Origin of the sequence: Piscinibacter sp. (assembly GCF_047600445.1) — a bacterium.
Taxonomy (GTDB): domain Bacteria; phylum Pseudomonadota; class Gammaproteobacteria; order Burkholderiales; family Burkholderiaceae_C; genus Piscinibacter.
Map to the genome: position 1 here is coordinate 2,685,186 of NZ_JASGKT010000002.1, position 18,669 is coordinate 2,703,854.

Genomic DNA, 18,669 nt, shown 5'->3' on the forward strand with positions numbered 1-18,669 from the left:
CATGAGCACCGCCACCCTCGCCGCCGCCGCCCCCTTCGCCGCCCTCAACGACGCGCAGCGCGCCGCGGTCGAGCACCACGACGCGCCGCTGCTGGTGATCGCCGGCGCCGGCACCGGCAAGACGATGACGCTGGCCGCGCGCGTGGCGCGCCTGGTGCTGTCCGGCGCCGACCCGAACCGCGTGCTGCTGCTGACCTTCTCGCGCCGCGCCGCGCAGGAGATGCAGCGCCGCTGCGGCGCGCTGCTGCACGCCGCGCTCGGCCTGCGCGCCGGCCAGGGCGCGCCCGTGCTGCCCTGGGCCGGCACCTTCCACGCCGTCGGCGCGCGGCTGCTGCGCGAGTACGCCGCGGCCATCGGCCTGGCGCCGCAGTTCACGCTGCTCGACCGCGGCGACGCCGAAGACCTGATGGGCTGGATGCGCCAGGAGCTGGAACTCGGCGGCGGCGAGCGGCGCTTCCCGCTCAAGGGCACCTGCCTGGCGATCTATTCGCGCGTGGTCAACGCGCGCAGCGGCGTCGACGCGGTGGTGGCCTCGACCTTCCCCTGGGTGCGCGGCGAGGAGCCCGGACTGAAGCGCCTGTTCGCCGCCTACGTCGAGGCCAAGCAGCGCCAACAGGTGCTCGACTACGACGACCTGCTGCTGTACTGGCAGCAGATGATGGAGGAGCCGGCGCTGGCGGCGGCCGTCGGCGCGCGCTTCGATCACGTGCTGGTCGACGAATACCAGGACACCAACCGCCTGCAGGCCGCGATCCTGCGCGCGCTCAAGCCCGACGGCCGCGGGCTGACCGTGGTCGGCGACGACGCGCAGGCGATCTACTCGTTCCGCGCCGCCGACGTGCGCAACATCCTCGACTTCCCGGCGCAGTTCGCGCCGGCCGCGCGCGTGCTGGCGCTGACGCGCAACTACCGCTCGACGCAGCCCATCCTGGACGCCTCCAACGCCGTCATCGCGCTGGCCGCCGAGCGATTCACGAAGGAACTGCACGGCGGGCGCGCCGGCACCAAGCCGCGCCTGGTGACGGTGGCCGACGAGATGGCGCAGGCGCGCTTCGTCGCCGACGACGTGCTGCGGCAGCGCGAGGGCGGGCTGCGGCTGCGGCAGCAGGCGGTGCTGTTCCGCGCCGGCCACCACGCCGCCGCGCTCGAACTGGAGCTGACACGCCGCGGCATCCCCTTCGTGAAGTACGGCGGGCTGCGTTTTCTCGAAGCGGCGCACGTCAAGGACCTGCTGTCGGTGCTGCGCTGGGTGCAGAACCCGCGCGGCCGGCTGGCGGGCTTTCGTGTCGCGACGCTGATCCCCGGGCTCGGGCCGGCTTCGGCGCGGCGGCTGCTCGATGCGCTGGCCGGGGCCGAGGATGCGCCGGCCGCGCTGCGCGGCTTCAAACCCCCGAGCGCCGCCGCATCGGGCTGGCGCGACTGGCTGGCGGCGCATGCCGCATTGGCGCAAGCGCCCTGGCCCGAGGCGATCGTGCTGGCGCGGCGCTGGTACGAGCCGCAGCTCGAACGCCTGCACGACGACGCCGCGATCCGCCGCGGCGACCTGGCGCAGCTCGAGCGCATCGCCGCCAGCTTCACGAGCCGCGAGCGCTTCCTCGCCGAGCTGACGCTCGACCCGCCCGAGGCCACCAGCGACGAACCCGACGCGCCGCACCGCGACGAGGACTACCTGATCCTGTCGACCATGCATTCGGCCAAGGGCCAGGAATGGGCCTCTGTGCACATCCTCAACGCGGTGGACGGCTGCATGCCGGCCGACGTGGCCACCGGCCAGGCCGACGAGATCGAGGAAGAGCGCCGCCTGCTCTACGTGGCGATGACACGCGCCAGACACCAGCTCACGCTGCTGGTGCCGCAGAAATTCCACCTCACGCAGCAGGCCAAGTACGGCGACCGCCACCTGTATGGATCGCTGACGCGCTTCATTCCGCAGGAACTGGCGCAGCGCCATTTCGAGCGCATGGCGCCGGCGGCGTGCGATGCCGAAACGGCGCCCGCGCCGCTGCCGGCGATCGATTTGATGGCGCGCGTGCGGCGCGCCTTCTGAAATGGAACTACTGCGCCGCGACGCCCGATTCGATCTGCACCGCCGGGGTCTTGCGCGCGCGGCCCTTCTTGGCCGCCTTTTTCGCCACGGCCTTTTTGGCCCCGGCCTTCTTCGCGGCCGGCTTCTTCTTCGCCGGCGCCGCGCCGTCGATCAGGAAGGCGTCGCGGTTCTTCGCGGAGACGATCCACGCCGGCGGGCGGCCGTGGCCCGTCCAGGTCTGGCCGGTGGCCGGATCGCGGTATTTCGCGACGCCCACGCCGGCGCTGGCACGGCGCGTCTTCTTCACGCCGCGCGCCTTGGCGCCGCGCGCGCCGCGGCCGCCGCCCAGGCCGAGATCGGCCGCCGTCAGCTCGTATTGCGCGACCATCTCGCGCACCTGCGCAATCACGTTCTTCAATTCCTGCCGCTTCAGCGACTCGGCTTGTTTTTCGAGTTTGGCGATTTGGGCACGTACCGACTGATAGGTGGTCATTCACTGATTCCCGTGATTGAGAAGACCCCTATTCTGCCGCTATTCGACTTCGGGCCGAAATTCGGGTCCTTGCGGCTGTTCCCAATCGAGCAACTCGGCCAGGCGCCGCACCACCCAAATCGCCTCGGCGCCACTCACGCCGGCTTCGGGCGCGCGCAGGCCGGCCAGGCAGCGGCGCAGCACCTCGTCCTCGGCCAGGTGCGCGCCCACCAGCATCGCCCGGGCGTGCTCGGTCAGCGCCTGGGCCAGGTCTTCGCACAGCTCGTGGCGCGCCGCCACCTCGGCCAGCGGCAGCACGAGCCGCGCCGAACCGGGCCGGCCGCGGTAGAGATCGAGAAAGGCCTCGGGCAACAGGATCTGGGAATGCTCGTTCATGCGAAGCCCGGTTCGGCCCGGGTTTGTGTTGGCACAGGGACGGCGCCGCCGCGAGCGCCTAGTCTCGCCTGAATGGACGATCAGGACATGCGCGTCGTCTTCCTCGACTTCGGCGGCGTCACGCATCCGTGCGCCACCGACGACGAGGCGCGCGCCGTGCACCGCGGCTCGGCGCTGGGCCAGGTGCGGCTCGACGCCTTCTGCTGGTTCGACATCCTGCCCGGCCTGCTGGCCGGGCACGACGACGTCTACGTGGTGGTGCACTCCAACTGGCGCTTCAGCCACACGCCCGAGGAAATCGGCGACCTGCTCGGCAGCCTGGGCAACCGCTACCTCGGCTGCACGCCCAAGGGCGAGCGCTACGCCTGCATCCTGGCCTGGCTGGCGCGGCACCCGACGGTCGCGAGCCACATCATCCTCGACGATTCGCCGCTGGCCTTCGGCGACCCGCCGCCGCCCGAGCTGGTGCTGTGCGATCCGCGCACCGGCTTGTCGGAGCCGGGCGTGCAGCGGCAGATCAAGGCCTGGCTGGCGGCGGGCTGAAGCGGGGCCGAGGCCGCGGATTTGCCTTGCGTCAATTCCATGCCGGCGGCATGTGCCGAGCATGGCGGCCATGACTTCCTCCGCGGCGCTGCCCGAGCCTCGCCTCAGCGGCGACCTCGCGATCTGGTTCATCGTCGGCATCGAGATGCTGACCTTCGGGCTGATGTTCATCGTCTTCTCGGTGGCGCGGCTGCGCGAACCGGCATTGTTCGAGGCCGGACAGGCGACGCTCGACCTGCATCTGGGCGCGGCCAACACCGCGCTGCTGCTGACGGGAAGCTGGGCCGCCGCGCGCAGCGTGCTGGCGCTGCGCGGCGGCGCGCTGAAGGCCGGCACGCGCTGGCTGTGGGGCGCGGCCGCGCTGGGCCTGGCCTTCCTCGTCGCCAAGAGCCTGGAGTACCGCGCCAAGATGGCGGCCGGCCACGACCTCGACAGCGACACCTTCTGGACGCTGTACTACCTGCTCACCGGCTTCCACTTCCTGCACGTGGCCGCGGCGGTGCTGTTCCTAGCCGGCGTGGCCTGGCTGGCGCCGCGGCGCGGCTGGGCCGGCGGCGGCCACGCGACCCACGTGCCCGAGACGGCGGCGGTGTTCTGGCACATGGTCGACCTGCTGTGGGTGGTGCTCTTTCCCCTGGTGTACGTGCTGCGATGACCCCTTCGACCCGCAAGACCGACCTGCTGTGGTGGGCGATGCTCGCCGCCACCGCGCTCTCGTGGTGGATCGGCGAGGCGCGCGGCGGCGCGGCGCCGGCCTGGGCCATCTTCACCGTGTTCGGCCTGGCCTACGCCAAGGGCCTGGCGATCGCGCTGGAGTTCATGGAACTGCGCGGCGCGCCGGCGGTGTGGCGCCGCTTCGTGCTCGGCTGGCTGATGGTGGTGGTGCCGGTGATCGTCGCGCTGCACGTGGCGATGCGCTGAGCGGCGGCGCGCGCCGCGTCAGCCCTCGCGCGACTCCGCCCCCGGCAGCGCGCCGGCGTCGTCCTGCGCCGCATGCCCCGCGCCCAGCCCCAGGGCGCCGCCGGCGGCCATGCCGACGCCGCCGCCTCCCGCCGCGCCGCCGCCCCGCCCTCCCGCACCGGCGGCCGCACCCGCGCCGCCACCGCCGCGCCCGGCCGCCACGCCGCGCAGCGGGCCCTGCTTGGGCATCACCAGGTCGGCCGGCACGGCGTCGAGTTCGAGCACTTCGCGGATGAAGCTGCGCAGCGAGCTCACCAGCGCGGCGGTCTCGATCCGGCGCCCCGCCACCATGTCGTCGGCGGCCTGCACGGCCATCCGCACCTGCTCTGCGGTGCCCAGCAGCATCACGTCGGACAGCGCGGCCTCCACCGCGTCGCGGATGCGGCGGCGGCGCTCCGAGCCCTCGTCGTCGCCACGCAGGCGCTGGTCGCGCAGGTGGCTGGGGTCCACCGCCAGGTCGCCGGTGAACGAGCCGCCCAGGGTCTTGTAGGCCGCGATCAGCGTCTTCAGCCGCTCGTTGATCTGGCGGTTCTGGCGTTCGCGGCGCTGCTGCACGCGCTGCATCACCAGCAGCCGGATGCCCACGGCGACGAGGGTCACCAGCACCAGCCCCAGCAGCGTGGACAGCGTGCCTTGCCAGGAGCTGAAGTCGATCAGGTTGCGCATGGCGCCGCAGCCTAGCAGGCCGCGGCGCGACGCGGCAAGCTAGGGATGGCGGTGCCGAGCCCGCGAACTAGAGTGGCCTGACGCCCTGCGCAGGAGGAACCGCTCTTGGCCGAAACCGTCGCCCCCGAGTTCGCGCGATTCGTCGAGGCCGAACGCCGCGCCAGCCGCCTGCCGGCGATGGCCTCGCGCAAGATGGCCGAGGGCGATGTCTTCGAGCCCGTCTTCATCGAAGCCGGCCGCAGCGTCGAGCTGCTGCGCGTGGCCTCGCGCCGCGCCGCCGGCTTCTTCCGCCCCACCCAGCGCAGCGAAGTGGTGTGGGTCGAGGGCGAGAACGAGCTGGCGGTGGGCATCGCCGGCGTCGACGTCAAGCTCGCCGACGGGCTGATCCGCGTGCGCATCCCGGTGCGCTGCGACCAGAGCGGCGCAGCCGGCGTCGAGGTGCTGTTCGCCACCGGCTCGCCCAGCGAGCCGGCCGGGCTGTACGCGGCCACCGCGCGGCGCCCGAACGGGCCGGAGGTGGTGGTGGCCGCCTGGGGCGACGCGCTGGTGGCCTTCGCCTGGCAGTGCGTGCTGGGCCTGGTCACCGGCATCGCCGCGGCCACCGGCAAGGACGCGCGCGGCAACCTGCTGGTGCCGGTGGAACTGGCGGTGAGCGCGCGCGGCATCCAGATCCTGCCGATGGCGCGGCACCGCTTCTCGGGTTCGTCGACGCTGAAGGGCTGATGCGATGGGCTTCGCGGCAGACCTGGGCGTGCTGGGCAACCTGGCCAAGGCGCTCGGCCTGTTCGACGCGAACGGCAATCCCAACCAGGGCTGGTTCGCCCACCCCGAGGATTCGCTGAAGAACATGCTCGCCGACCCGGCGCAGCGCGCGGCGCTGATCGCCTTCGTCGACGAGGCGATGGGCGGCGCCGAGCGCAGCAGCGAAGGCGGCCTCACCTGGCTGCCCATCGTCGAGATCGACGACCCGCCGCTGGCGCTGGCCGTCACCATCGACGAGGGCCGCAGCGACGGCCTGCACATCGGCCTGGGGCTGCGCGTGTCGACCACCGATCCGGCCTCGACCACCACGCTGGCGCTGCCGCTGTTCCGCGCCCACAAGCAGGGCGGGCCGGCCGTCGCGCAGCCGCTGCTGCTCGGCTCGGCGGGCGGGCGCATCCGCGTCGCCACGGCCGTCACCATAGCCGCCGGCGCGCCGGTGCCGGGCCAGGCGCGCCTGGGCGGCATCGGGCTCGAAGTCGACCTGCCCACCTCGCCGGCCGACCCGCAGGGCCCGGCCTTCGGCGTCGCGCTGACCGGGCTGCAACTGCCCGGCGCCGCCGCGCCGCGCGACATGCGCGTGTCGGCCAACAGCGTCGACCAGCTCGACGACGCGCTGCTCGACCTGGTGATGTCGCTGGTGAAGGCGCAGGCCGATGCGGCGCTCGCGCATCCGGCGCTGGTCGCGCTGGCCGGCCTGCTGGGCCTGCGCGGCGGCGACGCGGTGCCCGATTTCCCGATCGCCGCCCTGCCCGCGCGCGGCGCGCTGGCGCTGGCCGACTGGGTGCGCGGCATCCTCGGCGCCGAGGCGAGCCGCAACGACTGGCTCGGCCACCTCGCCGCGCTGCTCGCCGGCACGCGCGCGGGCGACGCGGTGCGCTTCGACCTCGGCGGCGCGGCGCGGCTGACGCTCGCGCTGCGCGTGGCCAGCGGCCCGAGCGGCAACCCGCTGCTGACGCCCAGCCTCGCGATCGAGCTGGGCAACGACGATGCGCGCGTCGAGGCGCGCGCCGACATCTTCCGCGTCGACCTGGTCAGCGGCGCGGCCTTCGCGCTGCCCGGCTTCGGCGTCTGGGCCGCGGCCGGCCGCGGCGGCCGGCCCCTGCTCGACATCGCCGCGCCCACGGCGGTGCGCGCCGACACGCTGCGCCTGGGCTTCGGGCTCGACGCGCAGCGGCGCCTGAACTTCGTGCTCGCCGCCGACGCGGTGCGCATCGGCACGCGCGACTACGCCACGCTCGACCTGAGCTCGCCCGACGCGGTGATGGACGCCGCCGGCAACGCGGTGGAAGACATCGCCGGCGAACTGCTCGCCGGCCTGGGCGATGCGCTCGGCCTGGCGCGGCAACTGCTCGGCCTCGCGCCGCCGGCCGGCGTGCCGGCGGTGACGCTGGCCGCGCTGATGACCGACCCGGTGACCGCGGTGGCGGGTTACTGGCGGCAGCTCGCCGCCGACGACGCGGCGGCGCGCCAGGTGCTCTCGGCGCTGCGCCTCGCGCTCACCGACGCGAGCGAGGCGGTGTCCGTCGTCGACGGCGACGGCAGCGCCGACGCGCCGTGGCGGCTGCCGCTGATCGGCCCGCTGGCGCTCGAAGTGTCGAACAGCGGCGACGTGCTGAACATCGGCCTGGGCGCCGTGACGCGCGTCGACACGCTCGGCCAGCGCTGCACCGTGGTCGAGACGCGCATCGCCGTCGCGCTGGCGCGCATCGACCTCGCCGCGCGCAGCGCCAGCCTGCTCGGCGCTGTGGAAGCCACGCTGAGCGCACGCGAGCGCGGCGCCGACCCGAAGCGCGCGCGGCTGGCGCTGGGCGACGCGGCGGCCGTCGTGGCCGACCACGTCGGCCTGCGCCTGGCCTGGGCGCCCGGGCACGGGCTGGCCGCCGAGGTCAGCGCGCCCAATCTGCGCCTCGAGCTGGCCGACACCGGCGTGCCCATCGTGCTGCCGGTGGTCGAGCCGGACGGCAGCGTCACGCTGCCCGACGAAGCCTGGGACGGCGTGGAGGCGCTGGTCGCCTACCTCGGCGGCATGATCGGCGGCAGCGTCGGCGATCTGGTCGATGCGCTCGGCTGGACGCCCGTGGCGGGCCCGAACCCCGCGCGGCTGCGCCTGGGCGACCTGGTCCACTCGCCCGACGCGGCGCTGCGCGCCTGGCTGCCGCGGCTCGCGATGAGCGACACCGGCGCACGCGCGCTGGCGCTGCTGGCCGACGTGTTCGGCGGCCTGGGCGCGGCGCGCGGCGTGGTCGAAGGCAGCGGCCGGCCGGAGGATCCGTACCGCTTCGCGCTCGCCGAGGGCCTGCCCAACCTCGCCGTGTGGTTCCCGCCCGAAGGGCTGGCGCCGGCCGCCGGCGCCGCCGCCGACGCGATCCGCCACTGGCAGTCGGGCGACACCGCCCTGCCGCCCACGGCGCTGGCCGCCGCGCTGCGCGCCGAGGCCGGCGTGGCCGAAGACATCCGCGCGCTGATCGAAGGGCGCGCGCTGGAGACCGCCTTCGAGTCCATCGCGCAGCGCTGGCTGGGCGGCGACGGCCGCATCGTGCCGCCGGCCACGGCGCCGGCCGGCATCACGCTGCACCGCCTCGGCTGCGCGGCCGGGCAGTTGCCGGAGCAGCTCGATCTCGCCGAACTGCTGGGCCGCACGCCGACGACCACGGTGCACGTCGCGCTCGGCGCCTCGGCCTGGCCCGAGGCGCCGGAAGACCGGCGCATCGACCTCAGCAGCGCCGGGCTGGACGCCGCGATGTTCACGCTGCCGGCGGCCGGAACGGGCGAGTGGTTCGTCGCGCTCGGCACGCGCGCCGATTGCCGCGCGGCCGGCGGCGCGAGCGACGGCACGCCCGAGCAGGCGGCGCGGCTCGGGCGCGTGCTCGACGCGCTGGCGGGCGTCGCCAGCGACATCGCCGTGGTGGCCGTGGCCGGCGCCGGGCATGCGGCGCGCCTGGCGGCCCAGCCCGCCGCGCGCGCGGCCGTCACCGACCTCGTGCTGCTGGGCACGCCGCTGGCGCCGATCTCGCTGACCGCGCTGGCCGTGCAGCCCACCGCCGACGCGCTGCGCCTGCTCGACCGGCTGCTGCCGCCGGCCGACGACGACGCCGGCAACGCCGACCTCGCGCTCGGCCGCGCGCTGGTCGGCGCGCTGATGGAACTGGCGCCGCTGGCCGACCCGGCCGCCGACCTGCGCCCGCCGGTCGTGCCGCCCGAGGCGCCGCGCGCCGGGCTCGCGGTGCGGGCGCTGTTCGGCGAACTGGGCGGCGAGCGCATCGCGCAGGCGCTCACCGCGATCGTCGCCGCCGGCATCGCCGCGCGCGCCGACGATCGCGCGGCGTTCGACGCGGTCGCCGACACGCTGCCCAGCGGCGTGCACGCCGGCCTGCGCTGGGCGCTGCCCGACGACGACAGCGGCACGCTGCGCATCCGCGCCAGCGCGCAACTGCAACTGTTCGGCTACGAACTCGGCGGCGGCATGACGCGCGAGCAGGCGCTGCGCGTCGAACTGCGCATAGGCGACGCGCTCGGCTGGCTGGCGGCCACGCCCGAGCTGGAACTGCGCGCGCTGTCGGCCGTGCTGACGCTGCCGCTGGACGGCAGCTCGCCCGGCGAGGCGCGCGTGGTGCTGCACGAGGCGCGTGTGTTCGGCCAGTCGTGGGAGGCGCTGGCGCTCGGCAACCTCGCCGACGACGCCATGCCGGTGCTGCCCGAGGCGCGTGTGCTGCTCTCGGCGGCGGTGCAGCGGCTGACGGCCGATCTGGGCAGCGCACGTTCGCTGGCGCTGTCGAACCTGTTCGCCGCGCTCGGGCTGACGGGCGCCAACGGCGGCGTGGTCGGCGACGCGGTCGATCAACTGGTGCACGACCCGGCCGGGCTGGTGCGCCAGCGGCTCGCGGCGGCCGGCGCGCAGCTCGCGGCGGCGGTCAATACGCTGCTCGGGCCGCTGGGCGCCGGCGTCGACCTCGCCGCGCGCACGCTGCGCGTGCAGGGCAGCGGCACGGGCCGCTTCGGCTGGCAGGCCGACGTGAGCGCCTCGCCCGCCGGCCTGGACGGCACGCTGAACATCGGCCCGGGCAGCGCCTTGCCCACCGTCGGCGGCGTGCAGTTGCGCATCGCGCTGAACCCCTTCAGCGTCGCGCTGCACTGGCACCAGAGCGACACCCGCACGGAAGTCGTGCCGCTGTGGCCCGTGCCCGACGGCCAGGCGCTCGCGCGGCTGCTGGCGCAGGCCGCGCCCAGCCTCGCGGCGCATGTCGCGCTCGAACTGATGCGCCGCGCCGACGAGCAGGCGCGGCCGCTGATCGACGCGATGCTCGATGCCCTGGGCATGCTCGCCGGCGCCGCCGCCGATGCCGAACGCGCGCTGCGTCCGCTCGCCGGCCTGCTGGCCGACCCGGCCGGCTGGCTGCGCAGCGCCGGGTCGCTGGCCGCCAACCCGCTGAAGATCCAGGCGCTCTTCGACGCGCTGCGCCCGCTGATGGGCCTGGCCGGCGCGCCCGGCTCGCCGCTGGCCCTGGCCACGGGCGTGAGCCTCGCGGTCGGCAGCGACGGCGGCGGCGCGCGGCTCGCGCTGGCGGTCGATCCCGGTGCGTGGGCCGCGCCGGGCGGCGGCGGCGCGCGGCTGTCGGGCGCCATCGCCGCGAGCCTCGCGGTGGGCGCGAGCGGCGCGCCGCGCGTCGGGCTCGAGGCGCATCTCGGGCTCGCCGGCGCCGCGCCCGGCCGGCAGGCGCTGCACACGCGCATCGGCGCCGCCGGCGTCGAGCTGTTCCTGCGCCCGGCCAGCGGCGCCGACATCGCGCTCGTGCCCTTCGCCGGCCTGGGCGGGCTGGCGGCGGCGGCCGAAGCGGCGCTGCCCTTCCTGCTCGACAAGCTCGCCGCGCTGCCGGGCACGCCGGGGCAGCTCGTGCAAACGCTGGGCGATGCGCTGGCGCTGCGCAGCGGCACGCCCAAGGCCTTCAGCGCCGAGGCGCTGCGCCAATGGGCGGCCAACCCGGCCGGCGTGCTGGGCGCCGCGGTGCCGTCGATCGCCGCCACCGGGCTGCACCGGATCGCGCCGCTGCTCGACGACTTCCTGCCCGCGGCGGTGAGCGCCAGCGGCGACGTCGACGAACTGCGCGTGAGCGTCGCCGGCGTGACGCTGGCGTGGCGCCCTGCGGCCGGCCGCGTCGCCCTCAGCGCGGCCGACATCGCCGTGCCGGGCATAGAACGGCTCGGCCTCGTGCTGGCCGTCAGCGCCGCCGGGCTCGACGAGCTGAGCGTCGCGCTCGGCCCGGCACGCATAGCCGCCGGCGGCGTGCTGCTGCGGCCGTTCGCGAGTGTGGCCGCCGGCCTCGCGCCGGCCGGCGGGCGGCGCGTGATGGTGGGCCTGTCGGCCGACGACACGCATCACTTCGCGGCGCGCTGGACGCTGGACAGCGCGAGCTTCGACATCGTCGCCAGCGACGGCGCGCTCGCCACCGCCGTCGCCAGCGCCGACCCGGCCCGGGTGGCGCTGCGCATCGTCGACATCGTCGCCGACCTGGTGGCCGCGGTGGCGATGGCGCAGCAGCCGGTGAAGGACCTGCTCGACACCGCCGTCGGCGCCAAGAACGTGCGCTTCCTGCTGCAAGGCGTGCTGCTCGACGAGGCCGACACCGCGCAGCTCGTCGCCGGCCTGTTCGACCCGGCGACGCTGCTGGCGCGCTTCCATCGCCTGTTCACCAACATCGCCGGCGCCGGCATCACGATCACGATCGACGGCTTCGCGCTGAGCTTCCTGAAGCACCCGGCCACCGGCACCATCGGCCTGCAGATCGGCGTGGTCGACCGCTTCGCGCTGGTGCAGGGCGACGTGTCGCTGTGGCTGGAGAACGACGACCGCTGGATCCAACCCGATCCGCCGGGCGACGGCGGCCTGTTCGTCGGCTTCATACCGCCCACGCTGCCGCTGCGCTTCGCGCCCAGCCTGGTCGTCAACGGCCTGGGGCTGCGCGTCGGCAAGCGCTCCGGGCCGCTGCTGGACGCGGGCATCACGCTCGAATCCGTGGCGCTGCACGTCTTCGCGGCGATCGACGGCGCCGGCGCGAACAGCGGCGGCGTGCAGCTGCAGTTCTCCAACCTCGCCGTCTCGGCCTCCGGCGCCGGCGGCAACAACGGCATCGCGCAGGGCGTGATGCGCGACACCGGGCCGACGCCGCCCAAGCCGGCGTTCTCGCCCGCGCTGGCGATCCAGGCGCACAAGGGCGGCACGGTGCAGGTGTCGCTGAGCGCCGGCGACGGCAGCGGCCCGTGGTGGATCGCGATCCAGAAAGGCTTCGGCCCGCTGTACCTGGAGCAGATCGGCTTCAACGCCACCGCGCCGCAGGGGCGGCTGGAGCGCATCTCGCTGCTGATGGACGGCTCGGTGGCGATGTTCGGCCTGAGCTGCGCGGTGGACGACCTGCAGATCACCTACACCGTCGGCAACGACGACTTCTTCAACCCGGCGAGCTGGACGGTCGACCTCGCCGGGCTCGCGGTGTCGGCCGACATGGCCGGCGTGTCGATCGCCGGCGGCCTGCTCAAGCAGGGCACGGCGCCGAACATCGAATACCTCGGCATGCTGCTGGGCCGCTTCGCGGTCTACGGCCTGACGGTCTACGGCGGCTACGGCGAAGGCGTGGCCGACGGCCAGCGCTTCACCGCCTTCTTCGCGGTCGGCGCGGTCAACGGCCCGATCGGCGGGCCGCCGGCCTTCTTCCTGACCGGCATCGGCGGCGGCTTCGGCATCAACCGGCTGATGCGCCTGCCCACCGACCTGGCGAAGTTCGGCGACTACCCGCTGATCCAGGCGCTCGACATCGCGGCCAAGCCCGGCAATCCGATGGACCAGTTGCGCGCGCTGGGCAGCTACTTCCCGATGAAGAAGGGCACGTTCTGGTTCGCCGCGGGCCTGAGCTTCAACAGCTTCGCGCTGGTCGACGGCATCGCGGTGGTGGGCGTGCAGATCGGCGACGGGCTGGACATCAACCTGATGGGCCTGGCGCGCATGGCGCTGCCGCGGCCGCAGGCGGCGATCGTGTCGATCGAGCTGGCGCTGCTGGTGCGCTTTTCCAGCAGCGAAGGCGTGCTGTGGGTGCAGGGCCAGCTCACCGACAACTCCTGGCTGCTGTACCCCGACGTCAAGCTCACCGGCGGCTTCGCCTACGTGATCTGGTTCAAGGGCGAGAAGGCCGGCGAGTTCGTGCTGACGCTGGGCGGCTACCACCCCGACTTCCACCGCGACGGCTACCCGGTGGTGCCGCGCCTGGGGCTGCGCTGGAGCATCGGCGGCAACATCGTCATCAAGGCCGGCACCTACTTCGCGCTGACCTCCGAGGCGCTGATGGCCGGCGGCGACTTCGAGGCCTCGGCGCATTTCGGCCCGGCCTGGGCCGAGGTGAAGTTCGGTGCGCACGGCATCGTGTACTTCGACCCCTTCCACTACGACGTGATGGCCTACGCGCGCATCGCCGCGGGCGTGACCATCGACACCTGGCTGTTCGGCGAGATCACCATCTCGATCCACATCGGCGCGCGCATCCACGTGCTGGGCCCGGAGTTCCGCGGCAGCGTCACCTTCGAGGTCGGCCCGATCGAGCTGACCCTGCGGTTCGGCGGCTCGGGCAGGGAGCAGAAGCAGCCGCTGGCAGCCGACGCCTTCGTGCTCAAGTACCTCGAAGCCGCCGACAGCGGCAGGGCGCGCGCGCACGCGCTGATGACCAACTCCGGCGCGCTGCCGGCCAAGGGCGAGCAGTCCACGCCCGACGGCTCGTCGGCGCGGCCCTTCGTGGTGACGGTGGAGTTCTCGATGACCTTCACCAGCACCGTGCCGGCGGTACGCGTGACGCGCCGGCTCGCGCCGGCGACGCAGCCCGCCACCACGGCGCACCCGCCCAGCCGCGCGCTCGGCGTCGCGCCTATGGACCGGGCCAACGTCGCGCCGACCCTCACGATCGCCTGGCGGCGCAACGGCGCCGACGAGCCCTATCCCTTCGTCGACCGCGTGCGGCCGTTCGGGCGCTTCCCGGCCGGCATCTGGGGGCTGCCGCAGGACCCGAACGCGCGCAAGATCCCCAAGGGCGAGATGATCGCGGCGCTGTCCGAGCTCGAGCTGGTGTGCCGCGCCAAGCCGAGCCCGCCCGGGCCGGAAATCTCCTACTACCAGGTCGAGATCGGCCAGCGCAGGCCGCTGCCCTTCACGCGCCGCGCCGCCGAAATCAATGCGCAGCGCAGCGTGGCCAAGTTGGTCAGCGAACTGCTCGCCGCGCCGGCCGGCGTGGACGCGGCCTTCGCGACGGCCAAGGGCTTCCTGGCGAACCGGGCCTCGCCCACCGCGCTGGCCGCGCTGCGCGGCGAGCGCCAGGCGCCGCCGCGCCTGGGCACGCTGACCGAGGGCCTGGAAGCGGCCACGCCCACCGCCGTGCCCGCGGCCGTCGCGCCGCCCGCGCCCCCGGTCTACGACCACTTCGTCGACGCGCCGGTGGTGGTGGGGCTGCTGGCCGGCGCCACCGTCGGCATCGCCGCCGCGGCGAAGCAGCGCACCACGGTGAAGGGCTCAGAGCGCGCCTGGCGCACCGCGCCGCCGACGCTCGCCGCGGTGGAGGCGCAGCGCAGCCGCTCGATCGCGGCCCGGCTGATCGTCACCGACACGCCGGCGATGAGCGGCCGCGAGGGCGGCGCCGCGACGCTGATCGCCGCGCAGAGCGTGCCGCCGAGCGCGGTGGCACACGGCGCGACCGCGCTGGTGGCGCGCCGCGGCGCGCCGCTGGCCGAGCCGCTGGCCGCGTTCGCCGATGCGCTGGCGGTGGGCACGGCGCTGCGCGGCACGGCGCGCGCCGGTGCCCGCGCCCGTGCCGATGCCGGCCCCGGCGCCGCGCTCGCCACCGGGCAGACCGTGGTGCTCAAGCTGCCCAACGCGCATGCCGACGCCGCGCCCGAAGGCCGGCGGCCGCGCCTGGCCGTCGGCGGCGCGCCGGCGCGCGTGGTGCTGCTGGCGCACGGCGGCAGGCCCATCGTCGATGCGCTGCTCGGGCCGCAGATGCGGCACGCCGAGCTCGAGGTGCCGCAAGGCACCGAGCGCATCGTCGCCATCGGCCAGGGCACGGCGCAGCACGACGGCGCGCGCATCGGCCTGGCGGGCTGGCACGCCGGCATGCAGTTGCCGTATGCCGGCTGGTCCACCGCCGTCGGCCCCGGCTGCGTGGTGCGCGCGGCGGGCGAGCGCCTCGTGCTGCACCGCGAGCGGCTCGATGCCGGCTGGGTCGGCGGCGCCGAGCTGGCGCGCGGCACCAGCACCGTCACCACCACCTTCGCGGTCGCGGCGCGCACCGTGCTGATCGTGCTCGACGACCCGGCGGCGGCGGGCCAGCCGGTGTCGGCGCGGCAGTTGCTGCTCGGCCTGGACGGCGCCGCGCGTGCGCTCGACGCCGCCGGCAACGAACGCGCCCCGGTGCTGCTGGCGATGGACAACCGCAGCGTGCTCGCCTACGCCGTCGTGCCCGACGGCGGCGACCAGCCGGTGGTGGTGAGCATCGCCAGCGAGCAGGGCTGGTCGCTGGTCGGCGTGATGGCCTCGGCCGAGGTCGACGCCACAGGCGCGGTGGCGCTGATCGCCTCGCGCGGGCTGGACGCGGCGATGCAGCCCTTCGCCGTGATGAACCCGGCCGAAGGCGCCGTCACCAGCCGCCTGGCCTGGGTGGCGCCCACGCGCAGCGCCAGCCAGCGCGCCGCCGCCAAGGCGCTCGCGCAAGGCGGCCCGGCGGTGCCGGCGCGCAAGGCCACGAAATCCAAACCGCGAGGACAACGCTGATGCCCCGCACCGGCCACTTCATCCTGCACTCCAACGTGATGCCCGAGGTCACCGCGGGGCGCTACGAGTTGCGCACCGAGCAGACCGGCCTGCCCTTCGAGGTGGAGCCCGAAACCACGCACATCCAGGTGGCGGCGCCGCGCTACACGATGCCGCCCGACCAGATCCTGTCCAGCTTCCCGCCGGCCAACGCCGAGGGCGCTTTCGGCGACCGCCTGCCGCAGGTGGTGCTCAAGCGCCGCACACTGCCCTGGGAGCGCAACCCGGCCGGCTCGGTCACGCCCTCGCCCACGCCCTGGCTGGCGCTGGTGGTGGTGGCCGAAGGCGAGGCGACGTTGTCCACCGCGACCGCGGTGCGCGAATGCACGACGCCGGGCACCCCACTGCTCGACCCCGACGACAAGGACGTCGAGCAGGGCCTGTACCTCGGCGTCACCGAGACGGTGGTGAAGAAGATCTTCCCGTGCAAGGACGACCTCGCCCTGCTCACGCACGTGCGCGAGGTCGACATCAACGACACCGAGCTCGCCAACGGCGACGACGACGGCTGGATCGCCGTGGTGCTGGCCAACCGCCTGCCGGTGTTGGACAAGGCCCAGGGCCGGCCGGTGCGCTACATGGCCTGCCTCGTCAGCGTCGAAGGGCAGCTCGGCGCGCTGCCCGAGCCGCCGCCGCCGCGGCCGCACTTCGAGTTCGCGCTGGCGCAGGACTGGTCGGTGCTGGCCCGGCTGGGCACGCCCGGCTCGGCCGACGCGCAGGTGATGGGCGGCCTGCCGCTGGGCAACGTCGTGCTGCCCTCGGCCGCGTCGGGCCCGGGCCTGCCGCGCGCACAGGCGGCGATGGCCGGCCGTGCCCCAAGCGCCACGACCGGCGCCAAGATCGGCGCCGCGCTCGACGGCGGCGCGGCGATGCAGCAGCCGGGCGTCGCCAGGCAGTGGAGCGCCTCGGCGACGCAGAAGGTGGCCGCCGCCGCGCTGGACCCCGACGCCAAGCGCATGGTGCGCGACACGATGGCGCTGGGCTTTCGCCTGCCGATCGAGCGGTACGCGCGGGAGAAGGTGCTGCGCTTCCCGCTGCTGGCGCACTGGTCGTTCACCACCAACGAGGGCGCGACCTTCGAGACGCTGATGCGCGACCTCGACGTCGGCCTGCTCGGCAGCGTGCCCGAGGTCGCGCCGGACGCGCCGGCGGCGCAGGCCCAGCCCGAGGTGGTGCAGACCGGCCACATCGGCCTGGCGCACCGCGCGCGCCGCGGCGACCCGCTGCGCGCCTGGTACCGCGGCCCCTGCGTGCCCTTCCCGACGCCGCGCGACTCGAACGCGAAGGACGAGCCGCTCGCGCTCGCGCATTCGGCCGACCAGTTGCGCCGCGTGATCCCCGACGGCCGCGAAGACCTGGCGCTGGCCGCCGCCTTCGAGATCGGCCGGCTGCTGGCGCTGTCGCAACTGTCGGTGGTGTCGGCGCTGCTGCGCTTCCGCGCCGAGCAGTTCGGCGCCGGCCGCGTGCGCGAGATCCTCGGCGAGCTGATGCCCTTCGCGCTGCCCGACCTGCGCGACCAGCGCGTCGACCTGGGCCGCTTCGTCGCGATGCAGGTGCTGCCGGTGCTGGCGAAGAACACCGAACGCATGATCGGCCCGCAGCGCCCGGTGGCCGATCCGGGCCGGCCGCTGCGCGTGGACGGCGACCTCGACAAGCTGGTGGCCGCCGGCCTCGGCTTCGACCTGGCCGCGCTGAACAAGCGCGCCGAGGCCGTGGGACTGTTGGACGCCTTGCAGGCCTCGCGCGTGCCGCTGGCGGTGGCGCCCGGCCAGAGCCCGAACGAGAAGCTGGTGCTGCCGGCGCTGCGCGCCGCGCTGCAAGGCGAGCTGCAGCGCACGCTGGCGGTGGCCGCGCCGCAGGGCAAGGCGGTGACCAGCGGCGGCGGCGTGCGGCGCGCCCAGGCGCAGGCGATGCCGGATGCGCTCGACGAACTGATCGCCCGGGCGCCGCCCGACGCCGACGAAGACGACGAGGAGGCCCGGCCATGAAGTCCTTCATCAGCGCCGATGTCGCGCTGCAGGCCGCCGTGAAGGCCGCGACGCAGTACGCCGCGATCGCCACCGACAAAGACCCCGACGACGGCGCGCACGTCGTGCCCGGCGAACTGCGCCGCTTCCTCGGCCGGCTGCGCCTGCTGCACGGCGTGCCGTTCAGCTACCTGGTGCCGGACGCCGCGCTGCTGCCGGTCGAATCGATCCGCTTCTTCTACATCGACCGCGCCTGGACCGATGCGCTGGTGCAGGGCGCGCTGAGCGTCGGCACCATCAGCAGCGCCGACCGCACCCAGCTCGAAGCGGTGTACCCGCACATCCGCGCCGAGGTCGACGAGGCCGAGCGCACGATCCGCAAGCCGCGCAGCGAGGATCGGCTGCAGGGCGGCAGCGGCACGATCACCGGCTTCCTGATGCGTTCGCGCGTGGTCTCGGGCTGGCCCACCCTGCACGTGCGCGCCTACACGACCGACACGCTCGCCGATGCCGAGCTGACCGACGTGGCCGAGTCGCACCCCAGCCGCATGAAGGTGCTGCGCATGGAGCGCCTCGCGCCGGCGGTGCTGCTGGTGCTGTTCGACGGCGTGCCGGCGGTGGTGCACATCGAGGAGCCGCGCCAGGGCATCCAGTTCGGCGCGCGGCTGGACCCCGACGACCCGCCCGACGCGCGCCGCGCCCGCGTCAAGGTACGCGACTGCAACAGCGGCGACAGCGTGCCGCCGCTGGACGACTTCACCGGCGCCAACTCGGTCGACGTGCCCTTCCGCCCCGGCGCGCCGGGCGTGATCGACATCGCCGCGCTGCGCCAGCGCCTGGCGGCCAAGGCGCCGAACAGCGGCGGCTCGCTCGAAGCCAACGAGTACGCCTTGCAGATGCTGCGCTTCCCGTACCGCCAGGTGTTCGGCGACCCGAAGAACGACGAGGGGCAGAAGTTCTACGCGCTCGACCGCTTCAAGGCGACGGTCAAGCTGGACGCCTGGAAGGCCACGCTGGCCACCCGGCTCGGGAAGGCATGACC

The 18,669-nt window shown here is 74.7% G+C and carries 11 protein-coding genes; 8 read left to right on the forward strand and 3 right to left on the reverse strand.

Annotated elements, in window-relative coordinates:
• Position 1 precedes the first annotated feature (1 nt).
• On the forward strand, positions 2-2,047 hold the full coding sequence (locus QM792_RS16770) for an ATP-dependent helicase (RefSeq protein WP_415151242.1): 2,046 nt from the start codon (positions 2-4) through the stop codon (positions 2,045-2,047).
• Positions 2,048-2,054: 7 nt separating this feature from the next.
• Here QM792_RS16770 and QM792_RS16775 read toward each other — a convergent pair whose 3' ends face one another.
• Both QM792_RS16775 and QM792_RS16780 read right to left on the reverse strand, forming a co-directional pair.
• On the reverse strand, positions 2,055-2,519 hold the full coding sequence (locus QM792_RS16775; protein WP_415151243.1) for an H-NS family nucleoid-associated regulatory protein: 465 nt from the start codon (positions 2,517-2,519) through the stop codon (positions 2,055-2,057).
• A 39-nt stretch (positions 2,520-2,558) separates the two neighbouring features.
• Positions 2,559-2,894: a hypothetical protein gene (locus tag QM792_RS16780; RefSeq protein WP_415151244.1), complete on the reverse strand. Its 336-nt coding sequence runs from the start codon at positions 2,892-2,894 to the stop codon at positions 2,559-2,561.
• 72 nt (positions 2,895-2,966) lie between these two features.
• Here QM792_RS16780 and QM792_RS16785 point away from each other — a divergent pair, with 72 nt between their 5' ends.
• The 3 genes from QM792_RS16785 (at position 2,967) to QM792_RS16795 (ending at position 4,358) form a co-directional block, all read left to right on the forward strand.
• The gene (locus QM792_RS16785; protein WP_415151245.1) at positions 2,967-3,437 is read left to right on the forward strand and encodes an HAD domain-containing protein; all 471 of its coding nucleotides are present in this window, start codon (positions 2,967-2,969) and stop codon (positions 3,435-3,437) included.
• Between the two features lie 70 nt (positions 3,438-3,507).
• Positions 3,508-4,092 carry a cytochrome c oxidase subunit 3 gene (locus QM792_RS16790; protein ID WP_415151246.1) on the forward strand — a complete coding sequence of 195 codons (585 nt, stop codon included), beginning with the start codon at positions 3,508-3,510 and terminating at the stop codon, positions 4,090-4,092.
• The gene (locus QM792_RS16795; protein WP_415151247.1) at positions 4,089-4,358 is read left to right on the forward strand and encodes a cytochrome C oxidase subunit IV family protein; all 270 of its coding nucleotides are present in this window, start codon (positions 4,089-4,091) and stop codon (positions 4,356-4,358) included. Before QM792_RS16790 ends, QM792_RS16795 begins: the two co-directional genes overlap by 4 nt.
• Positions 4,359-4,376: 18 nt before the next feature.
• Here the strand turns inward: QM792_RS16795 and QM792_RS16800 are convergent, their stop codons facing one another.
• Positions 4,377-5,063: a hypothetical protein gene (locus QM792_RS16800; RefSeq protein ID WP_415151248.1), complete on the reverse strand. Its 687-nt coding sequence runs from the start codon at positions 5,061-5,063 to the stop codon at positions 4,377-4,379.
• Between the two features lie 105 nt (positions 5,064-5,168).
• Between QM792_RS16800 and QM792_RS16805 the strand changes: the two genes are divergently transcribed.
• From QM792_RS16805 to QM792_RS16820, 4 genes are read left to right on the forward strand one after another with little or no spacing between them, the layout of a single operon-like run.
• Positions 5,169-5,786 carry a hypothetical protein gene (locus QM792_RS16805; RefSeq protein ID WP_415151249.1) on the forward strand — a complete coding sequence of 206 codons (618 nt, stop codon included), beginning with the start codon at positions 5,169-5,171 and terminating at the stop codon, positions 5,784-5,786.
• Positions 5,787-5,790: 4 nt separating this feature from the next.
• A complete protein-coding gene (locus tag QM792_RS16810; protein WP_415151250.1) occupies positions 5,791-15,621 on the forward strand; it encodes a DUF6603 domain-containing protein in 9,831 nt (3,276 codons plus the stop codon).
• Entirely contained in the window at positions 15,621-17,648 is a 2,028-nt protein-coding gene (locus QM792_RS16815) for a hypothetical protein (protein ID WP_415151251.1), read from the forward strand. Before QM792_RS16810 ends, QM792_RS16815 begins: the two co-directional genes overlap by 1 nt.
• Complete coding sequence (locus QM792_RS16820; RefSeq protein WP_415151252.1) at positions 17,645-18,667, forward strand: hypothetical protein; 1,023 nt, start codon at positions 17,645-17,647, stop codon at positions 18,665-18,667. The genes QM792_RS16815 and QM792_RS16820 overlap by 4 nt, the downstream gene beginning before the upstream one ends.
• The last annotated feature ends 2 nt before the right edge of the window (positions 18,668-18,669 follow it).